This window comes from Sphingomonas psychrolutea, assembly GCF_014636175.1.
GTDB classification, from domain to species: domain Bacteria; phylum Pseudomonadota; class Alphaproteobacteria; order Sphingomonadales; family Sphingomonadaceae; genus Sphingomonas; species Sphingomonas psychrolutea.
Genome location: NZ_BMDW01000012.1, coordinates 95,502 through 114,605, shown reverse-complemented (window position 1 = coordinate 114,605; position 19,104 = coordinate 95,502). Strand labels below are relative to the sequence as shown.

Here is a 19,104-nt window from a genome sequence, read left to right as displayed (position 1 = left end):
GTTCGTCGTGCGATACACAGGTGCGGCAGGTTTGGGCATCACGCCCATCTATCCCACTCGATTCCCTACGTGAATCCCCAACGTCAGTTTTGCAACAAAGCCCATATAATCTGGAAAAAAATGGATAGCCCAAGTTCGAATGTGGGGAACCGGATTTTTTCGGATTATCACGATCACATTATATGCTTTGCAAAAAACAAATCAAAAATGGCTCTGCAACAACTTCCTTCGCCAGAAATTCTAAAGGCCTATCCTGTCATTTTTAACGGTAAGCGCGCAAGGTGGCGGCAGCTTCGTAAGAACGGGAAAAGTGCCCGTCGGGAAGATCGGCCCAATAGCTGGTTCGAGATGATCGACCCAGATGGCAACGGCGTGTGGCCGATTCATCCCAAAGAGGGATGGGAAGGGCGATGGAGCATCGGGCCAGACACTTGGAAGTCGATCAAGCACACCCCCGAGGTAAAATGGGAGAAGCGAAAGTCTGGGTGGACACCCTATCGTATAGAGGTCGCATCCGACACTCCCACCATGCCGTCATCGACCATATTTGATGATGTCGGGCAAAATCGTCAGGCAAAAGCGCAGCTTAATCAGATTTTGGGAACAAACCATGGCTTTGATACTCCAAAGCCATTTGATCTGATTGAAAAAATAATTTCTCTTGTTTCAGACAGAGATTGCTTGGTTCTGGATAGTTTTTGTGGATCAGGATCGACAGCGCACGCTGTTTTGGATTTGAATAATAAAGACGGGGGCCGCCGCCGCTTTATTACGATCGAAATGAGCGACGACATCGCCACAAATGTCGCCTTGAAAAGGCTCAAAAATGTTGTTTGTGGGTATCGCTCACAATTCAAGTCTACCGATATCGTATATCAGAAAAAGGTGACGCTGCGAGATTTGCAGAATCCTGACGCTTTGATGTCCGAAATGGAAGAGATTCGAGATGAAAAGCGATCCGAATACGACGAGGTAAAAGTGAGTATTGAAGATGGCCTACTCACTGTATCGGGCGTTTTTGGAACGGATGACGATATACAGGGATTGGGAGGTGGCTTTCGTTTCTGCACGTTGGGCGAATCGCTGTTCGATGAGTTCGGCGATATCGCTCCTGCCGTGTCGTTCCCAGACCTCGCGGCGCATGTCTTCTTCGCCGAGACGGGCGCGCCGATCCCTGCGCGCGCGGATAGTGGATCATCGCTGATCGGGCTGCATGACAAGAAGGCAATTTACCTGCTTTTCGAGCCTGCCGTACAGAACGTCTCACGCAAAGCCGCTGGCAATGTCCTGACTCCCGATGCGCTGTCGCATCTGCCCAAACCATCTCAAGGCTTCCCCGACCAACGAATCGTGTTTGCTGAAGGATGCACGGTATCGCCCGAACGGCTCAAAGCGGAGGCCGTGATTTTCAAGCAAATTCCCTACCAGATCGAGGGGATGTGACATGACGGCACCGACTTTCCAGCCCAAGGAATATCAGAACGCGGCACTGGATCGTTTCCGTTCCTATCTGCGGGATAGCAACAGTGACGGGGCCAACATCGCCTTCTACAAAGCGACCAACCTTCCGTATCGTGCTGCGCCCATTATCGCCGAGGGCACGCCCTATATTTGCCTTCGCGTTCCGACCGGGGGCGGCAAGACCATCATGGCCGCACACGCGATTGGCATCGCCGCGCAAGAGTTCATGCAGATCACCAACCCCATGGTGTTATGGCTTGTGCCGTCAACGCCGATCCTCGAACAAACAGTTGCCGCGCTGAAAGACCCCGAGCATCCGTATCGCGCAGCGCTGGCCAAGGATTTTAGCAGCAACATCACCGTCCTCACAAAGACCGAGGCCCTGTGCATGTCGCGTGCTGATGCCGAGGGCGGCGCATGCGTTATCGTCTCGACAATCCAGTCGTTTCGTCGCGAGCAGGCCAGCGGAGAACAAGACTCCGAAGGGTTAAAGGCATATCAGGATGCTGGAGCGCTCATGGGTCACTTTTCCGGACTGTCGGATCAGCAAGTATCTGGCCTTGAGCGAGTCGAAGGCGCGGATCGCCCCGTCGCATCGTTAGCGAACCTGCTACGCCTTCACCGCCCCATGGTAATCGTGGACGAGGCGCACAATGCTCGCACGCCCCTATCGTTCGATACGCTTGCTCGATTCAGTCCGTCGCTGATACTCGAGTTGACCGCGACGCCCCAGACGAAGCACGATCCTTCCGCTGACGAGCACGCGTCGAACATCCTTTATTCCGTCTCTGCCGCCGAACTGAAAGCGGAGCAGATGATCAAGCTGCCGATCAAGCTGACCACGGATGCCGACTGGCAAAAAACTTTGGGCGCGGCGCTCGATTGTCAGACGGCGCTCGAAGAAGCCGCCAATGCCGAAGAGTTGGAGACCAAGGAATACCTGCGTCCGTTGGTACTGTTTCAGGCGCAAAACGCGTCGGCGAGCGATCCCACGCGCCTGACATTCGATAAGATCGAGCGATATTTGCTTGAAGACAAGAAGATCAAGAAGGAGCGTATCGCCGTTCATACAGGTCCACGGAAGGACTTGGACGGGATCAAGATCGACAGCCGAGACTGTGAAATCCGCTACATTATTACAGTCCAGAAGCTCAAAGAGGGCTGGGATTGCCCCTTCGCGTATATTCTCTGTTCGGTCGCTGAACAGGTGTCCCCAACAGCCATCGAGCAAATCCTTGGCCGCGTGCTCCGTATGCCTAAAGCGCAACGGAAGCGACGTGATGCTCTCAACTGCGCGTATGCGTTCGTCGCTTCTCGTAGTTTCGATACCACCGCCCAGCAGTTAAAGGATGGGCTCGTCGAAGGAGCAGGATTCAATAAGCTGGAAGCCGACCAGATCATCGCTCCCCAGGGCGACATCGGGTATCAGCAGATCGCGGAGCAGGTTCGGCACCAATCCGACCCCATTGGCGATCAGGACATGCCCCATCAGGCTGTCGAAGCCGTGCTGGCGAAGTTGCCGCCATCGATCAAGGCGCGGGTTTCGTTCGATCAGGATACTCGGGTAATCGCGTATCAGGGGCCGATGTCGCGGGAAAATCGAAACCTTCTGCAACTCGCGTTCGCCAAGGTGCCTAAGGCCGAAAAAGCCATCGACCGACTATTCGCGAAGTCCAACAACTTGCAAACATCGGCGGCAGACGCGGCCGACAAGCCACCGTTCGTCGTGCCATTGCTCGGGTTCCGTAAGCAGGGCGAGCTCGAGCTATTCTCGAAAGAGCACTTCTTGGATTTGCCGTGGCGGCTCGACCAATGCGACCCCGCCACGATCGCAGCGCGGTTCAAGCTCGTCGATCACAGCCAGACTGGGCAGATCGATGTGTCCGATAAGGGCAAGGTCGAGATCGACTTCATCAAGCGCGTCCAAGGCGACCTCTCTGCCGTCATTCAAGAACCTTCATGGACTTTGCCGCGATTAGCCAACTGGCTCGATTCGGGCATTTCCCATCCCGACATCACTAAGCCGAGCGCAATCGTGTTCATCTCCAAGGCTGTCCAGCGCCTGATCGACAAGGGGACGCCGCTGGATGTTTTGGCGCGCCACAAATATGAGCTACGCAAAACCCTCGGGCTGTTGATTTCTGACCTGCGCGGCGAACGGGAAACTGGGAACTACTCGGCACTTTTTGCCGCCAATGCGTCAGCCTTTGCGACCAGCGGGGACCTTGCGATGATATTCGACGATCAGAGTTACGCGTTCAATCAGCCGTATAGCGGGCCGACAAAATTCAATAAGCATTACACGCGTCTGATCGGCGACCTCAAACCGAGCGGTGAAGAGTTCGACTGTGCGGTCCATTTGGATCGCTCGGAGATGGTGCGGTTTTGGATCAGGAATGTGGAAGGGAAGAGCGGGTCGTTTTGGTTGCAACTGCCGCATCAGAAATTCTATCCTGATTTCGTTGCAATGCTTCATGATGGCCGCATCCTCGTCGTGGAATATAAGGGCGGGCACCTCTATCCAGGCGAGGGGGATAAACGCATGATCGGAAGTGTCTGGGCAGATGCAAGTGACGGCAAATGCCTATTTTGCATGCCAACGGACCGAAAGTTTTCGCTGATAGATGTGACGATCCAAGCCTGACCCAGCCGTACGATCCTTGACCTTCATAATCATTGATCTGTCCGCGCGCGCTCATTGCCTCGCCAGGGTAACCGCAAACGGGACATCTTCTGAGACGTGATTCCCGTCCCCATAGGGTAGGAGATGTTGTTTCGAGACGATCGGGACCGACGCTCTTAGACCCATGTGAGACAGGAGACCGATTTGGGGAAGACGCTCGGCTACGCACGCATCAGCACCAACGAGGGGCAGGACATCGAGAGCCAGAAGGCTGCGCTGACCAAGCTCAGCGCGATCGTCGTCTTCCACGATGTTGGGAACGGTTCGAGCCTGGACGGTCGTGATCAACTCGAAGCCGCGATCCGACTGCTGGAACCAGGGGACGAACTTCTCGCCCTGCATCCCGACAGGATCGCGCGCGATACCGCCGACCTGCTGACCGTGGCCAAGCGCATCGTCGAGAAGAAGGCGGTGCTGCGCATCCATGATCCGAGCATCGTGTTCGACGGCACCGACATGATGGCCGAGGTGATGCTCACGCTGTTCGGCATGATCGGGATGATGGAGAAGCACTTCATCAAGGCGAGGCAGCGGCGCGGGATCGAGGCGGCCAAGCTGCGGGGCGATGTCTACAACGGTCGGCCTGCCACGATTAACCCCGACGATATCCGTCAGCTTCGGTCGGAAGGCCTGGGCGCAACCGAGATCGCCAAGAAGCTCAAGATCGGTCGGGCGAGCGTGTATCGGGCGTTGGCAGCATGAGCAGCATTGATATGCCTAAACCAGCCCCCGATCAGCGCGGCCAGATTTTTACAGTCGAGGACGGCGTGGTGGTCGTCGAGTGGTACAGCTTCGGCGAAGATGTCGCGTACGAGTTCGCCAAGCAAATCCGACTGAACCATGTGGGTCAGACACAAATGTCAGCCGCGCTCGGCATCACCGATGTACCCGAGCCCGAAGTGCTGAAAGACATCTTGAAGGATCGGTTCGGCAGCTACTGGGCGGTTCGCGAGTTCGCTGATGCCAACGCCGTATCGTATGAAGCCAAGACGGACATGTGGCCTTGATGGGCGTAGCGTCGCTGACCAACACCAGGAGGATGCAAATGGAGTGGACGAGGGAGAAGATCGAGGCACTGCCCGCTGCGAAGCGCGAGACGCTCTTCGATAATGCGCGCGCCAAGAACACGCCTGAGGGGCAGCAGATCATCGCGTTAATGGTCGAGCACGACCTTCTCGTCCGCGAAGGTGGCGGGCTGCCTCGTGAACATCCGACCATCCAAAAGATCGAGGAGATCATCCGCTCGGACGAAGGACGAGCAGGCGGCAAGAAGGCTTCGGATGAAGGTCAACCAGCCATGGCTGGCGTCGATCACATGCTCAGCAAAGCACTCGGCTCGCGGTACGGGAACCACGACACGACCAGTTGGGCAGGCACCTTCATGGCCGACGTGATGGCCGACGCGGGCTACGTTCAAACAAGAAAGAAGCCGATGCCAGAGGGCTGCGTGGCCAAAACCGCCGCCTTCTTCGAGCGACGATAGTACCAGCGGTCGCGACCGCCATTATCACGATCGGCACGCCGACCATAACGCCCATCAACTGTAGGAGACCATCATTACCACCAGCATCGACCCAGCCCCCCAGGACGGTGAAGAAGCCTGCCCCCATGCTCACGACGATGATGGTGGTCAGCCGTCGATCGAGACCGTTATCGCCAGCCTTGAATCACGCTCGATCGGCGAAAAGCAGGCGTTGCTCAAGGCTCTCCTCGACGGTGGAAATGCGGCCCCTCTCGCTCCTCACGGGGCATCCAGCCATGCTAACACCATTGAAAAACAACAGTTTTTACCCCATCGGGGTGCGGACTGTAGCCCAACGGTGTCGCCCAATCGTGATCGGGGCCTGTGGCGTCGAGGATCGGTTTTTCAATGCCGCGTTCGTGTCCCACGTGACCTTGTGGGGGTGCTGGGCACCGAGCGAATCAACGTGGTGATCACTCAACGGTCGCTTTTCCGAGTGGTATGACATGCGCCCCAAGCCTGAGAACCGCTTCTGCTCCAAACGCAGGGTGAACCGCCACTACGATTTCGTAGCCAGACGGCTCACAATCGGCACCGAATTCGGCGGCGGTATGGGCCGATATCTGTTTCATCAGTCGCGCCGCATCCACCTCGGGCAGCAGGATGCTGATCAATGACGTGATCCACGACGCCCCAGCATCGGTTTTAGCTCGCCCGATAGCCAATCCTCAATGGCCAGCACGATCGTTCGCGCCATAGCGTCGCCTTCCTCTCCCTCTCCTGCCGCAGGGTATTGCCATGCTCTTAGGAGCAACCCGCCCTCTAATTCGGACGCCCAACTTGCAAGCGAAAGTGCGTAGGTCCCTTTCGGTGCTTTTATCAGATGCTGCCGCAGACGGTTGCGTAAGGTACCTGCGCGTTTGTGCGTTGCGCACGAGCTACCGACATACATCGTTTTCGATAAATTATGGTTAGGCTGCGGGAGCTTAAGATCGCTAAGCTTTTTGGTATCAGCGAACGTGTTTTGCAGCGCCTCGGGGTCAGCGTCGTCATCGAGGGTAATGACATAAATGCACCGATCCCGATCGATTTTGCCATTCAAGGTTAGCCTATCGATGGCCGCGCCAGCCGTCTCGGCTAGCTTTTTGAACTCAAGCTGTTCGACCCCAAGAAGTTGGGGAGTGGAAGCGGTGGCGACGTTTTCTGCGATCTTTCGCAACTCGATTGTCGCTGCCTGTGCCCATGATGCGGGATCGGTTATCTGTGTCACCTCGGACATCTCCTTCGCCTCAACAATGCAGAAAAAAGAAGGCAAAAGCGAGAGGCATAGATTACTGCGCAAAGGCGCATGTGAGGTGACGCGACGCGTGCGCTTCACGGAATTAGGAATCAATTATGATAGACGGCGCAACTTACGTCCTGACGATCAATCGGCCCAATCAACCGTCATACGATATCCCGCTTGGGACGGAGGCGCTGCGCTCGCTTGTTATGGCGATAGCAGACGACGCAGCAAACGCGGACCTAATCGAGACGCTCGCAGCGCACCCCGCCGCCGCTATTCGCGCTGTAGTCGCCTCATATGATTGTCTCGGATCGGCTGCAATCGAGGAACTCGAAGTCGATGGCGCAATTGAAGTGCGGCGCGCACTTTTACAGTCGAGGGCATTCCAGCGACAGGTGACAACGGAGCGTTTGCGCGCCTTCGCATCGGGCGACGTCGATTTGGCAACCACGATTGCAGGTGATCTTGATCTTTTCACTGAGATCGACGTTGCTATCATAGCCGACCATCTCTCGGGCCATTCTGATCCCGCCGTGCGTATCGCGCTCGCCCGCTGCACCGCAACACCGCACCCACTCCGTCGCCGCCTAAGACGTGATTTGGACGCTGACGTCGCCCAAGCGGCAAGTGAATCGCAGTCCCTTTGATCTCTCGCGTGCCGCCAATATCCTGCACGTACCGCAGGCGCGAATCGCTCACATATTTGCAGCAAAACGTCATTTCAACGCGTTCCAGTCGATCCCGTCGTATGCGATCTTTGTAATTGCTTGATGAAGCGCTTCGGACGAGTGCCCCCTGCCGTAGCTATCGGAAACTGATCCCGAAGCATCTGAGGCAGACGACCAGCCGCCCAACGCCATCACCAAATCACGATCAAGATGGGCTGCTCGGCAGGCATCCCTGAAGCTGTGGCGGAAGGAATGATAGCACGTTCGTTCTGCGGCTGCGCCGCACGAAACGAGGAAGCGACCAAACCACCTGCTGAATAGGTGGGAGTAAAGACCGTGTCGGAGCGGTAGTTCTGGGAATAATTTGAGATCGTTGGCGAACCGACGCTCCTCTACATAATCTGCGAACCCCAAATCGAGCAGAACGGGATGAACAGGCAATATCCTCTCGCTCGATAATGTCTTCAAGCGCTTGTCGTCCCCCCCGTGCATCGACGCGGTGGTGATCAGGAAACAGAGATGCCCATCGACCATCCTCACGTCGGAAGTATCGAGTTGGCAGGCTTCGTTCAGTCGTAGGCCCGAATGCAAGCCGATGATTGGTATCCAAAAACGACCGCGCTTTGGCTTGTTAAATCCCGAGGCTGCGTATCCATTTTCGTCATCTATGCAGCCTCGAAAAATAGGTGCCTCGAAGATTTTCTGAAGTTGTTGTGTGCTGAAAGGTCGGCGCTTGTCACGGGCTGGGATAGGATCATGGACGCGCAGGCCGAGCGCAGGATTTCGCGCAATCAGTTCCTCCTTGGTTGCCCAATTCAGCAGGGACGAAAACTTATTCATATGGCCGTTGACGTGTGCAGGACTCATCGTTCGCAAGCCTTGACCTTCGCCGAGCGAAATGGCCTCAAGCGCGCTACGATCTGGCCACCGTGCTCGCGCGTGCAGCGGAAGCATGCCCAGCTTCGTAAGCAACTCGCGGCACTGGGGTCGGGTGATTGATCGCAGCGGCACATGCTCCCCGAGAATGTCCATGACCGTCTGGCTGATCGTGCGGTAAGCGAGCAGCGTTTTTGCGGACCGCGCTGTCGATGCGTCGTTGAGGAACATCTCGTATGCCTGACGCAGCGTGATTTCGTCTGCTGGTGCTGCCCGCGATGGTCGAGTCGTTGCCGCGCGAGTTGGCGCACCGTTTCGCCGCACATCGTCGAAGTACATGTCGATTTCATGCGCCGTCGCGCGAAGCGCGCGCCTTGCTTCACGACGTGAAGATGTTGCCAATGAACGNTGGGCGACACCATTGGGCTACACCGTGATCGACCGATTATCGTTCTATCAGAATGGTTTGACCCATGATCACGCCGACCTTTGGGCGACACCGTTGGGCTACAGTCCGCACCCCGATGGGGTAAAAACTGTTGTTTTTCAATGGTGTTAGCATGGCTGGATGCCCCGTGAGGATTCGAACCTCAATAGGCGGTATCAGAAACCGCAGTCTTACCATTAGACGACGGGGCATCAGCAAGGCGTGGGCCGGGCCGCGATCTACGGGTGTGGGCCCTGAGTGTCAACTGAGCCGCGCAATCCGTGCAAAGTCCGTCGCTTGCCGCCCACCCGGCCATCCGCTAGGATCGCGCCCAAGCACCGAGCGTCGCGCCCTTCGGCACGGCGCGACGGCAGAACAGAATAAGCGAGTAACACGGCATGGGGGACGTTCCCGATATGCCGTACCGGCAGGCCCGCCCTGCTCGTTCGGCGCCGGTCCACGGCAACGCACATCCCAAGGCCCCAGGTAAGGCGGCGGGCACGGCGCGGCCACGCGAACCCCGCCATTTCGCCGCGCTCGATCTCGGTACCAATAACTGTCGGCTGTTAATCGCGCGCCCGCAAGGCGATGGCTTTGCCGTGGTCGACGCCTTTTCGCGAATCGTGCGGCTGGGCGAGGGGCTGGCGAGTTCGGGGCGCCTCAGCGACGCCGCGATCGAACGCACGATCGCCGCGCTGAAAATCTGCGCCGACAAATTGAAGCGGCGCAACGTCACGCTGTCGCGCGCGGTGGCGACCGAGGCGTGCCGGCGCGCAAGCAATGGCCCCGATTTCATCGCGCGCGCTTATGCCGAGACGGGCATCCTGCTCGACATCATCTCCGCGGAGGAAGAAGCCCGCCTTGCGGTGCTTGGCTGCCACGCGCTGATCGAGCCGGGCGAGGGCCCCGCTCTGGTATTCGACATAGGCGGCGGATCAACCGAGTTGGTGCTGGTCGATACGCGCCCCGCTCTGCCGGTCGTGCTCGACTGGCACAGCGCGCCATGGGGCGTGGTCTCGCTCACCGAAAGTGCCGGCCACGGCCCGCCGGGGCGCGATGGCGGCGCCGAGGGGCGCGCCGCCAGCTACGCCCGGATGCGCGATCTGGTTGCGGAAAGCATGGCGGGTTTCGCCGCACGCTTGCCGCGGGATGTCGTGGTGCCGCGCTTGCTTGGCACGTCGGGTACGGTCACGACGCTTGCCAGCGTGCATCTCGGGCTGACGCATTATGACCGTGCGCAAGTCGACGGACTGATCGTTCCGGCACCTGCGCTGCGGCGGATCAGCGCGGATCTGGCGGCGATGGATTTACGCGAGCGTGCCACGCTCCCTTGCATCGGCACCGAGCGCGCCGATCTGGTGGTGGCGGGCTGCGCGATTCTCGAGACGATCATGGATTTGTGGCCGGCGGAGCGGATCGGGATCGCCGATCGTGGCATCCGCGAAGGCATTTTACGGCGTTTGATGGGAAATGGGTCATGAGCAGGGATAGCTTTAGGATGGTCGCGTGAGCCGCGACGGGGGCGGCCTTAGGGTCCGCGTGAAAACCGCGCGCAAGCGCACCGCGCAATCGACGCGCTGGCTCGACCGGCAGTTGAATGACCCCTACGTCAAGCGCGCCAAGGCCGACGGCTTTCGCAGCCGGGCGGCCTATAAATTGAGCGAACTCGACGAACGCTTCGGCTTTCTCAAGGGCAAACGCCGCGTCGTCGATCTCGGCATCGCGCCGGGCGGCTGGGCGCAAGTGGTGCGGCGGCAAGTGCCCAAGGCGGCGATCGTCGGGATCGATTTGCTTCCCGTCGATCCAATCGACGGTGTGACGATCCTCCAGCTCGATTTCATGGACGATGTCGCGCCCGAACGGCTTTGCGCCGCGCTCGACGGCATGCCCGATCTGGTCTTGTCGGACATGGCAGCCAACACCGTCGGCCATCCGCAAACCGATGCGCTGCGCACGATGGGTCTGGTCGAGGCGGCGCTGGAATTCGCGATCGACGTGCTGGCACCGGGCGGGGTGTTCGTGGGGAAGGTGTTTGCCGGCGGCGCGGATACCGCGCTGGTGGCGGAATTGAAGCGCAACTTCGCGACCGTGAAGCATGCCAAGCCGCCGGCGTCGCGCAAGGCGTCGAGCGAATGGTATGTCGTGGCGCAGGGATTTAAGGGGCGCTCAGCGGATTAACGCTTGCCAATCCGCGTCGCCCGACGGATCGTTACGGCCCATCCGTTTCGGCCCGAGGTGGCACTATGAAGGCGTCCCCGAAAGCGGCCTTGGCCGCACTTCTTCTCTGTTTTGCGCTGTCGTCCTGCGCGTCGATCGACCGACTTTCCCAAAACACTGCTTCACCGATCACACTCGACCTCGACGTTCGACCCGACGAAACCGTCGTAGTGACCTATCGGATAACGGCGCCGACCCGGGCGCTCCATTTTGCGCAGGCGTTGGGCGGGTATCGCCCGGAGGATTGGCAACCGCAATCGGGCGGTTTCCGATGGATTCAGGAAGGCCCCGGCGAGCGGATTGAGCGATCCGATGGCGGCGTATTCCGCTCAGTGCGATTCACCCTGCCGGCCCGCTACCGCGCTTTGCCGAAGAGCTACGCGCCCTTCTCCCCGTTCAGCGACGGGAGCGTCCTGATCCACTCGGGCCAGTTCCATGCCTGCTTGCGCGCGCCATGCGAGGGCGCCGCGGCCTTGCCGATCGACATCACTGCAACGGGAAAGACCATTGGCGTCGAAGCGCGCCGTTTTGCCGATCGAACGCGCTTTATCAGTCGCGACGAAGGCACCAACATTTTTGTCGGGAGGCTGGTGCCGGAGGATGCCGAGGGATTCATCGCGATCATCGACCCCGGCCTTCCACCCATCGCACGCGACCATTTGAAACAGTCGCTGCCCCGCGCGATGGAAACGTTCGCGCGCAGCTATGGCGCTTTGTCGTTCCGTCCCGAGTTGTATGTCTCGATCGATGCCCGGCCCCGAAAGGACGGCCATGTCTCGACCCAGGGCGGAACGCTGCCGGGTCAGATCTTTATGCATTTCGACGGGGAAAATGCCCGCCAACGCGTGACTGCGGGGGCGCACTTCTGGCTCGACTGGTTTTTCGCGCACGAAGCCGCCCGTCTCTTCCAGCAGGACAAGATCGGCAAGCTCGCGGGCGACGAAACCGCAACGTGGATCCACGAGGGCGGCGCCGATGCGATGGCCGCGCTCGTCTTGGCGCGACGCGGGACCGAAGACCGCGCGTATGTCGGAGGTCGGGTTCGCAGTGCCGAGGCCGACTGCGCGAAAGGGCTGGCGAGCGCTCCGCTCGATCAGGCCACCGCCGCCGGGAACTTCGACCTGCACTATCAGTGCGGATTGCTGATCTGGCTGGCGGTCGATGATTCGCTACGGGCCGGAAATGGCGACGGGTTGCACGCCGTCAACAAGACGCTGTTCGCGCTCGTCAAGGCTGGCGCGCCGTGGGACGAGCGGGCCTTTATCGCGGCGGCGCAGAAGAACGGTGCGCCGGAACCGCTCATGCAGCGCATCGCGCGACTGGTGCATGGCGGTTATGGCGACCCGCGCGACGACGTCGCCGCGCTGGGCAAGGCGGCGCTATCGACTGCCTTGCGGGATTAGGTGCATCAGGACGATAGCGCCGTGGCAAAGCCACGTCGTCGGTCGGGGCCGAGGGCCCGCCGTCCGGGTTTCGGCTGATCCGCGGCTAACGCTTAAGCGTTAGCCTTGGGCCTCAACCTTCGTAATCCGCACCCAGGTTCTGGTTGCGCGGCGGTGCTGCCGCCGTCAGGCGCAGTGCCTCGGCCGAAGCCGCGAGCGAACCAACCGCATCGGCGACGTCTTCGTCATCGACTTGGACGCGCTGCAGGCCGTTGATGATCGATTCCTTCAGTGTCGGCGGATGGACCATTTCCTCGGCGATTTCGCGCAAGGCGACGACCGGGTTTTTGTCGCGGTCGCGATCGATCGTGATTTCGGCGCCGCCCGAGATTTGCCGCGCACGTTGTGCCGCAAACAGGACGAGATCGAAGCGATTGGGAATCTTGTCGACGCAATCTTCGACGGTGACGCGCGCCATGAACGGCTTCCTTCTGTGCGACGAATGTCGGAAAGGCGGCGATCTAGGCGGGAAGGCGCGCAGAGTCAAGAAATTCGGCTTGCGTGGCCCGTATCGTCCCGCCAGAGCAATAGCGATGGCAGAGTCCGCAGTGCAACCTACCTTTGGAATTGCGGGCAATACGCTCACGCTGCTCGACACCGGGCCGCGGCGGCTCGATGCGCTGATCGCGCTGATCGACGGCGCGCGGCATACCTTGCGGATTATCTATTACATTTATGTCGATGACGAAGCCGGCAAAACGGTGCGCGCGGCGATGCTCCGTGCGGCGGCGCGCGGCGTGCGCGTGTCGCTGATCGTCGATGGGCTTGGCAGCGAAGTGGCCGAAAGCCATGATTTCTTCGCGCCGCTGCGCGCGGCTGGCGTGACGGTGTGCCGCTTCGTGCCGCGCTGGGGGCGGCGTTATCTGCTGCGCAACCATCAAAAACTCGCACTCGCCGATGGCGAGCAGAACGATGCGCGCGCGATCATCGGCGGGTTCAACGTTGAGGACAGCTATTTCGGCACGCCCGCCGAACAGGCGTGGCGCGATCTCGGTTTGCTGATCGAGGGCGCCGCCGCGCACAGCATCACCGGCTATTTCGATGCGCTGGCGCGCTGGGCGGCGCGGTCCAAGCCGCCGCTGCGCGCCTTGCGCCGCGCCTTGCAGAGCTGGAGCGAGCCCGAGGGCAACGTGCGCTGGCTGTTCGGTGGCCCGACGCGGCGGCTGTCGCCTTGGGCGCACGCTTTGAAGAAAGACTTGCAGCGCGCAATGAAGGTCGACCTGATCTCCGCTTATTTCGCCCCAAGCCCGGCGATGCTGCGGCGGCTCGATACCGCGGGTTTGCGCGGGGAGGTGCGGATCGTGCTTGCCTCCAAGAACGATCATGGCGCGGCGATCTGGGCATCGCGCTTCACGTATGCCGGGCTGCTGCGCAAACGCGTGCAGATCTACGAATATCAGCCGACCAAACTCCACACCAAGCTCTTCGTGCTCGACGATGTGGTCTATATCGGCTCGTCCAATTACGACATTCGCAGCCTGTTCCTGAATCTGGAAATGATGCTGCGGATCGAGGACGCCACCTTTGCCGCGCACGTCCGCACCTATGTCGACGGCGAGGTCGCCGAATCCGAACGCATCACCGCCGCGCTGTACCGGGCCCGCACCGGCTGGTGGACGCGCACCAAACAGGCCGCGGCCTTTTTCGTGATGACCGTGCTCGACTATAACATCACCAAGCGGCTCAATTTCGGGCCGCGCGCATGACCGCTGCGGCGTCGCCCTCGTCACGGCCCGACCGCGATTTTGCGTTGTTGTTCGTCGTGATGCTGACGATCGCGGGCGGCAATACCGCGCTGCAATCGGTGCTGCCCGCGCTTGGGCGATCGCTCAAGGTGCCCGACAGCGCGGTGGCCGCCGCCTTTTCGGTGTCGGCCTTGCTTTGGGTACTGGCCGCCCCGTTCTGGGCCAACCGCGCGGACCGGCATGGCCGGCGCGCGATGATCCTGCTCGGCATGGGCGGGTTTGCGCTGTCGCTGGCGATTTGCGGGATATGTCTTGCCGCCGGGATCAATGGCTGGATCGGCGGCACGACCGCGTTCGTCTGCTTCATCGGCGGTCGGCTGATCTACGGCAGTTTCGGCGCGGCGGCTCCGCCCGCGGTGCAGGCGCTGGTCGCGGGCCGCACGACGCGCGCTGAGCGGACCAAGGCGTTGACGTTGTTGGGCTCGGCCTTCGGCCTCGGGACGATCCTTGGGCCGGCGATCGCCCCCTATCTGCTGCTCGGGTCGCTTGGCGGGGTCGAGATCGGGCTGGCGGGGCCGGCCTTCATCTTTTCACTGTTCGGGCTGTGCGTATGGATCGCGGTGCTGCGCATCCTTCCCGATGACCGTCCGCGTCCGGGCGATGTGCCGCGCGACGACTGTCACGGCGCCGCCAATGCCTACCCCTCGATCGGCGGGCAAAGTTCGGGTGCCAGCATCACCGCGGCGACCGAACCGCACAGCGAACCCGTCGGCTATACCGATCCGCGCATCCGCAGCTGGATGATCGCCGGGCTGGTGATGGGGCATGGTCAGGCGATGACGGGCCAGGCGATCGGCTTCCTCGTCATCGATCGGCTCCACGTCGCGCCGGCGCTCGCGCTGCAGCCGACGGGACTCGTGCTGATGATGGGGGCAGGGGCGGCGCTGCTGGTGCAATGGGGGATCATCCCCAACCTCAATTTGCGCCCGCGCACGATGATGCTGACCGGACTGGTGTTCGCCGCGATGGGCTGCGCGCTGACCGGGCTTGCGACCTCGCTCTACAGTATCGCCTGCGCCTATGCGCTGGCGAGCGTCGGCTTCGGCTTCACCCGCCCTGCCTTTACCGCCGGGGCCTCGCTTGCGGTCGGCCATAATGCGCAAGGCTCGGTCGCGGGCAAGGTCACTTCGGTCAATGGCGCCGCCTTCGTGCTCGGCCCGTCGATCGGCGTTGGCCTGTATGAAGTGCAGCATTCCTTGCCGTATTTGCTCGCGGGCGCGGCGATGCTCGTATTGTTCGCCTACGCCCGCTTCGCCTTGCGCGAGCCCTCAGCCATCTCGCTCGCGGGCGCGCAACTGGCCGGGCGAGACGAAGCCGATCGGCTGTAGCGACGTCGCATCCTGCTTGAGCCGCGCCTTCATCGACTCATACTCGCGCTCCAGTTCGGGCGTGACCGAGGCGCGTGAATCCTTCAGCGCTTCCTCGAAATCGACCATCGACACTTCCGCCGCCTTCAGACTGCGGCGCAGCGCGTTGAGGCCCGCGCGGCGCACGACATCCTCCAGATCGGCACCCGTAAAGCGATCGGTCCGCGCCGCGACGGTCGACAAATCGACATCGGCGGCAAGCGGCATCTTGCCGGTCTGGATTTTCAGGATGCGCTCACGCCCGGGACGGTCGGGTACGCCGACATAGATCAGTTCGTCGAACCGGCCCGGCCGCAACAAGGCCGGGTCGATCAAATTGGGCCGGTTGGTCGCGCCGATCACGACGACCGACTGCAATTCCTCCAGCCCGTCCATCTCCGCCAGGATCGTGTTGACGACGCGCTCGGTCACTTGCGGCTCGCCCATCCCGCTGCCGCGCGTGGGCACGAGCGAATCGAGTTCGTCGATGAAGATCACGCACGGCGCGACTTGCCGCGCGCGCGCAAACAATTTGGCGATTTGCTGCTCGCTCTCGCCATACCATTTGCTCAACAGATCAGACGATTTGGTCGCGATGAAATTGGCCTGCGCCTCGCGCGCGACCGCCTTGGCGAGCAAGGTCTTGCCGGTGCCGGGCGGGCCGTAGAGCAGGAAGCCCTTGGCCGGGCGTATCCCCAGTCGCCGGAACGCATCGGGGTCCTTCAGCGGCAGTTCGACGCCTTCCTTCAAGCGGATCTGCGCATCGTCGAGCCCGCCGACATCGTCCCACCGCACACGCGGTGCCTCGACCATCACTTCGCGCATCGCGCTCGGCTGGACGCGTTTCAGCGCATCGAGGAAATCCTCGCGCGTCACGGCAAGTGTATCGAGGATTTCGGGCGGAATCGTCCCTTCGGAGAGATTCAAGCGCGGCATCAGCTTGCGCACCGCCTCGATCGCCGCTTCGCGCGCGAGCGCGGCGAGATCGGCCCCGACAAAGCCATAGGTCGTACGCGACAACTCATCGAGATCGACCTTGTCGCCCAGCGGCATTCCGCGCGTGTGGATGCCGAGAATCTCGCGGCGGCCCCGTTCGTCGGGCACGCCGATGACGATTTCGCGGTCGAACCGGCCGGGACGGCGCAGCGCTTCGTCGATCGCCTCGGGGCGATTGGTCGCCGCAATCACCACGACATTGGCGCGCGCTTCGAGCCCGTCCATCAGTGTCAGCAATTGCGCTACGAGCCGCTTCTCCGCCTCGCCCGACACCTGACCGCGCTTGGGCGCGATCGAATCGATTTCGTCGATGAACACGATCGAGGGCGCGGCCTTGGCGGCTTCCTCGAACACCTGGCGGAGTTTGCCTTCGGATTCGCCATAGGCCGAGCCCATGATCTCGGGCCCGTTGATCAGGAAGAATTCCGCCGCCGATTCATTGGCGACCGCACGCGCGAGTCGCGTCTTGCCCGTGCCCGGCGGCCCGTGCAGCAACACGCCCTTGGGCGGGTCGACGCCCAGCCGCTGGAACAGCTCGGGATAGCGCAAAGGGAGTTCGACCATCTCGCGCAACTGGTCGATCGTCGGGCCCATCCCGCCGATATCGTCATAGGTGACGTCGGCGCGGCGCGCTTCCTTCGGCTCCTCATATTCGGGGCGCAGCTCGATCTCGGTCGTCTCGTCGACATGGACGACGCCCTTGGGCACCGTCGATATGACCGCGAGGCGGATCTCCTGCAGCGCATAGGCCGGCGCGCGCAGCATGTTCTGGACGCCGGGCGGCATATTGTCGACGCGCTGCTGTCCCGCGGTGGCGACGATGTCGCCTTGCGTCAGCGGCCGCCCGAAAAAGGTGCGCTTGAGCGCCTGACTCGACCCCTGTAGCCGCAGGTTCTGCTGTGCCGGGGCGAACACCACCCGCGTGGCCGCCTTCGATTCGACCTTGCGGACCTCGACGAAATCGCCCGACCCGACACCGGCATTGGCGCGCTGCAGACCGTCGATACGAATGATCTCGAGCCCCTCATCCTCGGCATAAGGTGCCACCGCGCGCGCCGGGGTCGAGGATTTGCCGATGATCTCGATCACATCGCCTTCGCCGATGCCAAGCGCCGCCAGCATCGCGCGCGGCAGATGCGCCAACCCACGACCACTATCCTCGGGCCGTGCATTGGCGACCTGCAATTTCTGAATCGGTGCCTCGGCATCCGCCATTTCTGCTACCTTCACGTGGAACCCATTGCTGAGTGCGCGAGATAGGAAGGCGGTTCCACGAATAATAGGGCGATACTGACGCGCCGTGCCAAGCGCCGGAAAATGCACAAAAAAAGGGCCGACCCCGGAGGATCGGCCTTGAAAGTTTTAGGAGAGGATGCCTGAAAGGCACCCCCTATCTGCAGCGACTCGGTTTATGTTGCAAGTGCGAAAGGATCGCGCACGATTGCACTTTCTGCAATCGGTGCTTCCTTTTTGCCGTGGAGGAATGTTAGCTTTCGAGGTGAGGGTATCTTTGTGCGCTGCACAAAGAACCATAGAGAGGATCGTCCGACAATGCGCAGACTGCCACCGCTCACCGCGATCGAAGCGTTCGTTCAGGTCGCGCGGACCGGGTCGATCAAGGCCGCATCACAAGAGCTTGCTTTGTCGCCACCCGCGCTCAGCCGCCGGATTCAAGCGCTTGAGCGGTTCATCGCGCGCCCCTTGTTCGAACGGCGGCATCAGGCGGTCGTGCTCAACGCCGATGGCGAACGGCTGCTGGCGCAGATCGCGCCGGCGCTCGATCAATTGTCCGACGCGGTCGAGGTGATGACGAGCAATACCGATGTCTTGCGGCTGCGGCTCGGCATCCTGCCGTTGTTCGCATCGCAGCGGCTGTTCCCGCGGCTCGGTGAACTGCGCACCCGGCATCCCGAACTGCATCTCGATATCGACACCGCGCAACATGGGCTGGCGCGGCTGGGCGAGGGGCTCGATGCGGTGATCGCGCTGGCGCGCGAGATCGATCCGACGCTCTACGCGCGGCGGCTCGACCGCAACCAGGTCTATGTCATCGGCGCGCGCGCGCTGGTCGAACGCGACGATCCGATCGTGCGCCCCGAACAGCTCGCCGGGCTGACTGCGCTCGTCCACCGCGACATGCCCGATACGTTCAGCGCGTGGCGCGCCGCAGCAGGGCTGGGCGAGCTCGAGCCGCTGGCGATCGACCATTTCGATTCCGGGCAATTGATGCTCGAGGCTGCCGCGCAGGGGCTCGGCATCGCGTTCATGCACGAAAGCCATTTTCAGGATGCGCGCGATGAGCGGATCGTGCGGCTGTTCGATATCGTGGTGGAAAGCCCGTACAGCTATTGGTTCGCCTGCCGCCCGCGCGCGCTTGCAACGCGCCCGGTCAAGCTGTTCCACGACTGGCTGATCGCAACAATCGCCGAGCCGGGCGTCTAGCGCCTGTTTTATGCCGTAATGCCGCGGCATTAGCAGGAAAAGACGTGGCGGGAG

At 61.2% G+C, this 19,104-nt stretch carries 18 protein-coding genes and 1 tRNA gene; 13 read left to right on the top strand and 6 right to left on the bottom strand.

The features are described from left to right. The 6 genes from IEV62_RS11245 to IEV62_RS18425 form a co-directional block, all read left to right on the top strand. A partial coding sequence (locus tag IEV62_RS11245; RefSeq protein ID WP_229733046.1) for a DNA methyltransferase occupies positions 1 to 1,443 on the top strand: 1,443 nt, incomplete at its 5' end. Between the two features lies 1 nt (position 1,444). Then, a complete protein-coding gene (locus IEV62_RS11240) occupies positions 1,445 to 4,105 on the top strand; it encodes a DEAD/DEAH box helicase (RefSeq protein ID WP_188447460.1) in 2,661 nt (886 codons plus the stop codon). Between the two features lie 183 nt (positions 4,106 to 4,288). After that, a complete protein-coding gene (locus tag IEV62_RS11235) occupies positions 4,289 to 4,846 on the top strand; it encodes a recombinase family protein (RefSeq protein WP_188447458.1) in 558 nt (185 codons plus the stop codon). After that, positions 4,843 to 5,151 carry a hypothetical protein gene (locus IEV62_RS11230; RefSeq protein WP_188447456.1) on the top strand — a complete coding sequence of 103 codons (309 nt, stop codon included), beginning with the start codon at positions 4,843 to 4,845 and terminating at the stop codon, positions 5,149 to 5,151. Before IEV62_RS11235 ends, IEV62_RS11230 begins: the two co-directional genes overlap by 4 nt. Positions 5,152 to 5,189: 38 nt before the next feature. Beyond that, complete coding sequence (locus tag IEV62_RS11225; RefSeq protein WP_188447454.1) at positions 5,190 to 5,627, top strand: hypothetical protein; 438 nt, start codon at positions 5,190 to 5,192, stop codon at positions 5,625 to 5,627. 337 nt (positions 5,628 to 5,964) lie between these two features. After that, a complete protein-coding gene (locus tag IEV62_RS18425; protein WP_373868586.1) occupies positions 5,965 to 6,111 on the top strand; it encodes a DUF6538 domain-containing protein in 147 nt (48 codons plus the stop codon). On the opposite strand, the gene IEV62_RS11220 is transcribed toward IEV62_RS18425, so the two are convergent. Together IEV62_RS11220 and IEV62_RS11215 are read right to left on the bottom strand one after the other, a co-directional pair. Next, a complete protein-coding gene (locus IEV62_RS11220) occupies positions 6,080 to 6,280 on the bottom strand; it encodes a hypothetical protein (protein WP_188447452.1) in 201 nt (66 codons plus the stop codon). The two genes, IEV62_RS18425 and IEV62_RS11220, sit on opposite strands and share 32 nt — an antisense overlap. Then, complete coding sequence (locus IEV62_RS11215; protein ID WP_188447450.1) at positions 6,277 to 6,885, bottom strand: hypothetical protein; 609 nt, start codon at positions 6,883 to 6,885, stop codon at positions 6,277 to 6,279. Before IEV62_RS11215 ends, IEV62_RS11220 begins: the two co-directional genes overlap by 4 nt. 116 nt (positions 6,886 to 7,001) lie before the next feature. Between IEV62_RS11215 and IEV62_RS11210 the strand changes: the two genes are divergently transcribed. Further along, complete coding sequence (locus IEV62_RS11210) at positions 7,002 to 7,538, top strand: hypothetical protein (protein WP_188447448.1); 537 nt, start codon at positions 7,002 to 7,004, stop codon at positions 7,536 to 7,538. Between the two features lie 69 nt (positions 7,539 to 7,607). On the opposite strand, the gene IEV62_RS11205 is transcribed toward IEV62_RS11210, so the two are convergent. Both IEV62_RS11205 and IEV62_RS11200 read right to left on the bottom strand, forming a co-directional pair. Then, on the bottom strand, positions 7,608 to 8,774 hold the full coding sequence (locus IEV62_RS11205) for a site-specific integrase (protein ID WP_188447446.1): 1,167 nt from the start codon (positions 8,772 to 8,774) through the stop codon (positions 7,608 to 7,610). A 226-nt stretch (positions 8,775 to 9,000) separates the two neighbouring features. Then, a tRNA-Gln gene (locus IEV62_RS11200) sits at positions 9,001 to 9,074 on the bottom strand. Between the two features lie 186 nt (positions 9,075 to 9,260). On the opposite strand from IEV62_RS11200, the gene IEV62_RS11195 reads away from it, so the two are divergent. From IEV62_RS11195 to IEV62_RS11185, 3 genes are all read left to right on the top strand, one after another. Then, positions 9,261 to 10,343, top strand: a complete 1,083-nt coding sequence (locus IEV62_RS11195) for a Ppx/GppA phosphatase family protein (protein ID WP_229733044.1) — start codon at positions 9,261 to 9,263, stop codon at positions 10,341 to 10,343. Positions 10,344 to 10,368: 25 nt separating this feature from the next. Further along, the gene (locus tag IEV62_RS11190; RefSeq protein ID WP_188447444.1) at positions 10,369 to 11,040 is read left to right on the top strand and encodes an RlmE family RNA methyltransferase; all 672 of its coding nucleotides are present in this window, start codon (positions 10,369 to 10,371) and stop codon (positions 11,038 to 11,040) included. 209 nt (positions 11,041 to 11,249) lie between these two features. Beyond that, entirely contained in the window at positions 11,250 to 12,482 is a 1,233-nt protein-coding gene (locus tag IEV62_RS11185) for a hypothetical protein (protein ID WP_188447442.1), read from the top strand. Between the two features lie 112 nt (positions 12,483 to 12,594). On the opposite strand, the gene rpoZ is transcribed toward IEV62_RS11185, so the two are convergent. Then, positions 12,595 to 12,939 (bottom strand): DNA-directed RNA polymerase subunit omega, encoded by a 345-nt coding sequence (rpoZ, locus tag IEV62_RS11180; protein ID WP_188447440.1) that lies wholly within the window; start codon positions 12,937 to 12,939, stop codon positions 12,595 to 12,597. A gap of 115 nt (positions 12,940 to 13,054) precedes the next feature. On the opposite strand from rpoZ, the gene IEV62_RS11175 reads away from it, so the two are divergent. Together IEV62_RS11175 and IEV62_RS11170 are read left to right on the top strand one after the other, a co-directional pair. Beyond that, positions 13,055 to 14,227 (top strand): phospholipase D-like domain-containing protein, encoded by a 1,173-nt coding sequence (locus IEV62_RS11175; RefSeq protein ID WP_188447438.1) that lies wholly within the window; start codon positions 13,055 to 13,057, stop codon positions 14,225 to 14,227. Next, complete coding sequence (locus IEV62_RS11170) at positions 14,224 to 15,594, top strand: MFS transporter (RefSeq protein WP_188447436.1); 1,371 nt, start codon at positions 14,224 to 14,226, stop codon at positions 15,592 to 15,594. Before IEV62_RS11175 ends, IEV62_RS11170 begins: the two co-directional genes overlap by 4 nt. On the opposite strand, the gene IEV62_RS11165 is transcribed toward IEV62_RS11170, so the two are convergent. Next, on the bottom strand, positions 15,535 to 17,823 hold the full coding sequence (locus IEV62_RS11165) for a CDC48 family AAA ATPase (RefSeq protein WP_188447488.1): 2,289 nt from the start codon (positions 17,821 to 17,823) through the stop codon (positions 15,535 to 15,537). The two genes, IEV62_RS11170 and IEV62_RS11165, sit on opposite strands and share 60 nt — an antisense overlap. Before the next feature lie 336 nt (positions 17,824 to 18,159). Between IEV62_RS11165 and IEV62_RS11160 the strand changes: the two genes are divergently transcribed. Then, positions 18,160 to 19,050, top strand: a complete 891-nt coding sequence (locus tag IEV62_RS11160; protein WP_188447434.1) for a LysR substrate-binding domain-containing protein — start codon at positions 18,160 to 18,162, stop codon at positions 19,048 to 19,050. Positions 19,051 to 19,104: the final 54 nt, after the last annotated feature.

Coding starts and splice junctions, on each gene's coding strand:
- IEV62_RS11170 (WP_188447436.1), top strand. CDS start 14,224: ATGACCGCTGCGGCGTCGCCCTCGTCACGGCCCGACCGCGATTTTGCG.
- IEV62_RS11210 (WP_188447448.1), top strand. CDS start 7,002: ATGATAGACGGCGCAACTTACGTCCTGACGATCAATCGGCCCAATCAA.
- IEV62_RS11175 (WP_188447438.1), top strand. CDS start 13,055: ATGGCAGAGTCCGCAGTGCAACCTACCTTTGGAATTGCGGGCAATACG.
- IEV62_RS11165 (WP_188447488.1), bottom strand. CDS start 17,823: ATGGCGGATGCCGAGGCACCGATTCAGAAATTGCAGGTCGCCAATGCA.
- IEV62_RS11205 (WP_188447446.1), bottom strand. CDS start 8,774: ATGTACTTCGACGATGTGCGGCGAAACGGTGCGCCAACTCGCGCGGCA.
- IEV62_RS11160 (WP_188447434.1), top strand. CDS start 18,160: ATGCGCAGACTGCCACCGCTCACCGCGATCGAAGCGTTCGTTCAGGTC.
- IEV62_RS11215 (WP_188447450.1), bottom strand. CDS start 6,885: ATGTCCGAGGTGACACAGATAACCGATCCCGCATCATGGGCACAGGCA.
- IEV62_RS11240 (WP_188447460.1), top strand. CDS start 1,445: ATGACGGCACCGACTTTCCAGCCCAAGGAATATCAGAACGCGGCACTG.
- IEV62_RS11195 (WP_229733044.1), top strand. CDS start 9,261: ATGGGGGACGTTCCCGATATGCCGTACCGGCAGGCCCGCCCTGCTCGT.
- IEV62_RS11225 (WP_188447454.1), top strand. CDS start 5,190: ATGGAGTGGACGAGGGAGAAGATCGAGGCACTGCCCGCTGCGAAGCGC.
- rpoZ (WP_188447440.1), bottom strand. CDS start 12,939: ATGGCGCGCGTCACCGTCGAAGATTGCGTCGACAAGATTCCCAATCGC.
- IEV62_RS11230 (WP_188447456.1), top strand. CDS start 4,843: ATGAGCAGCATTGATATGCCTAAACCAGCCCCCGATCAGCGCGGCCAG.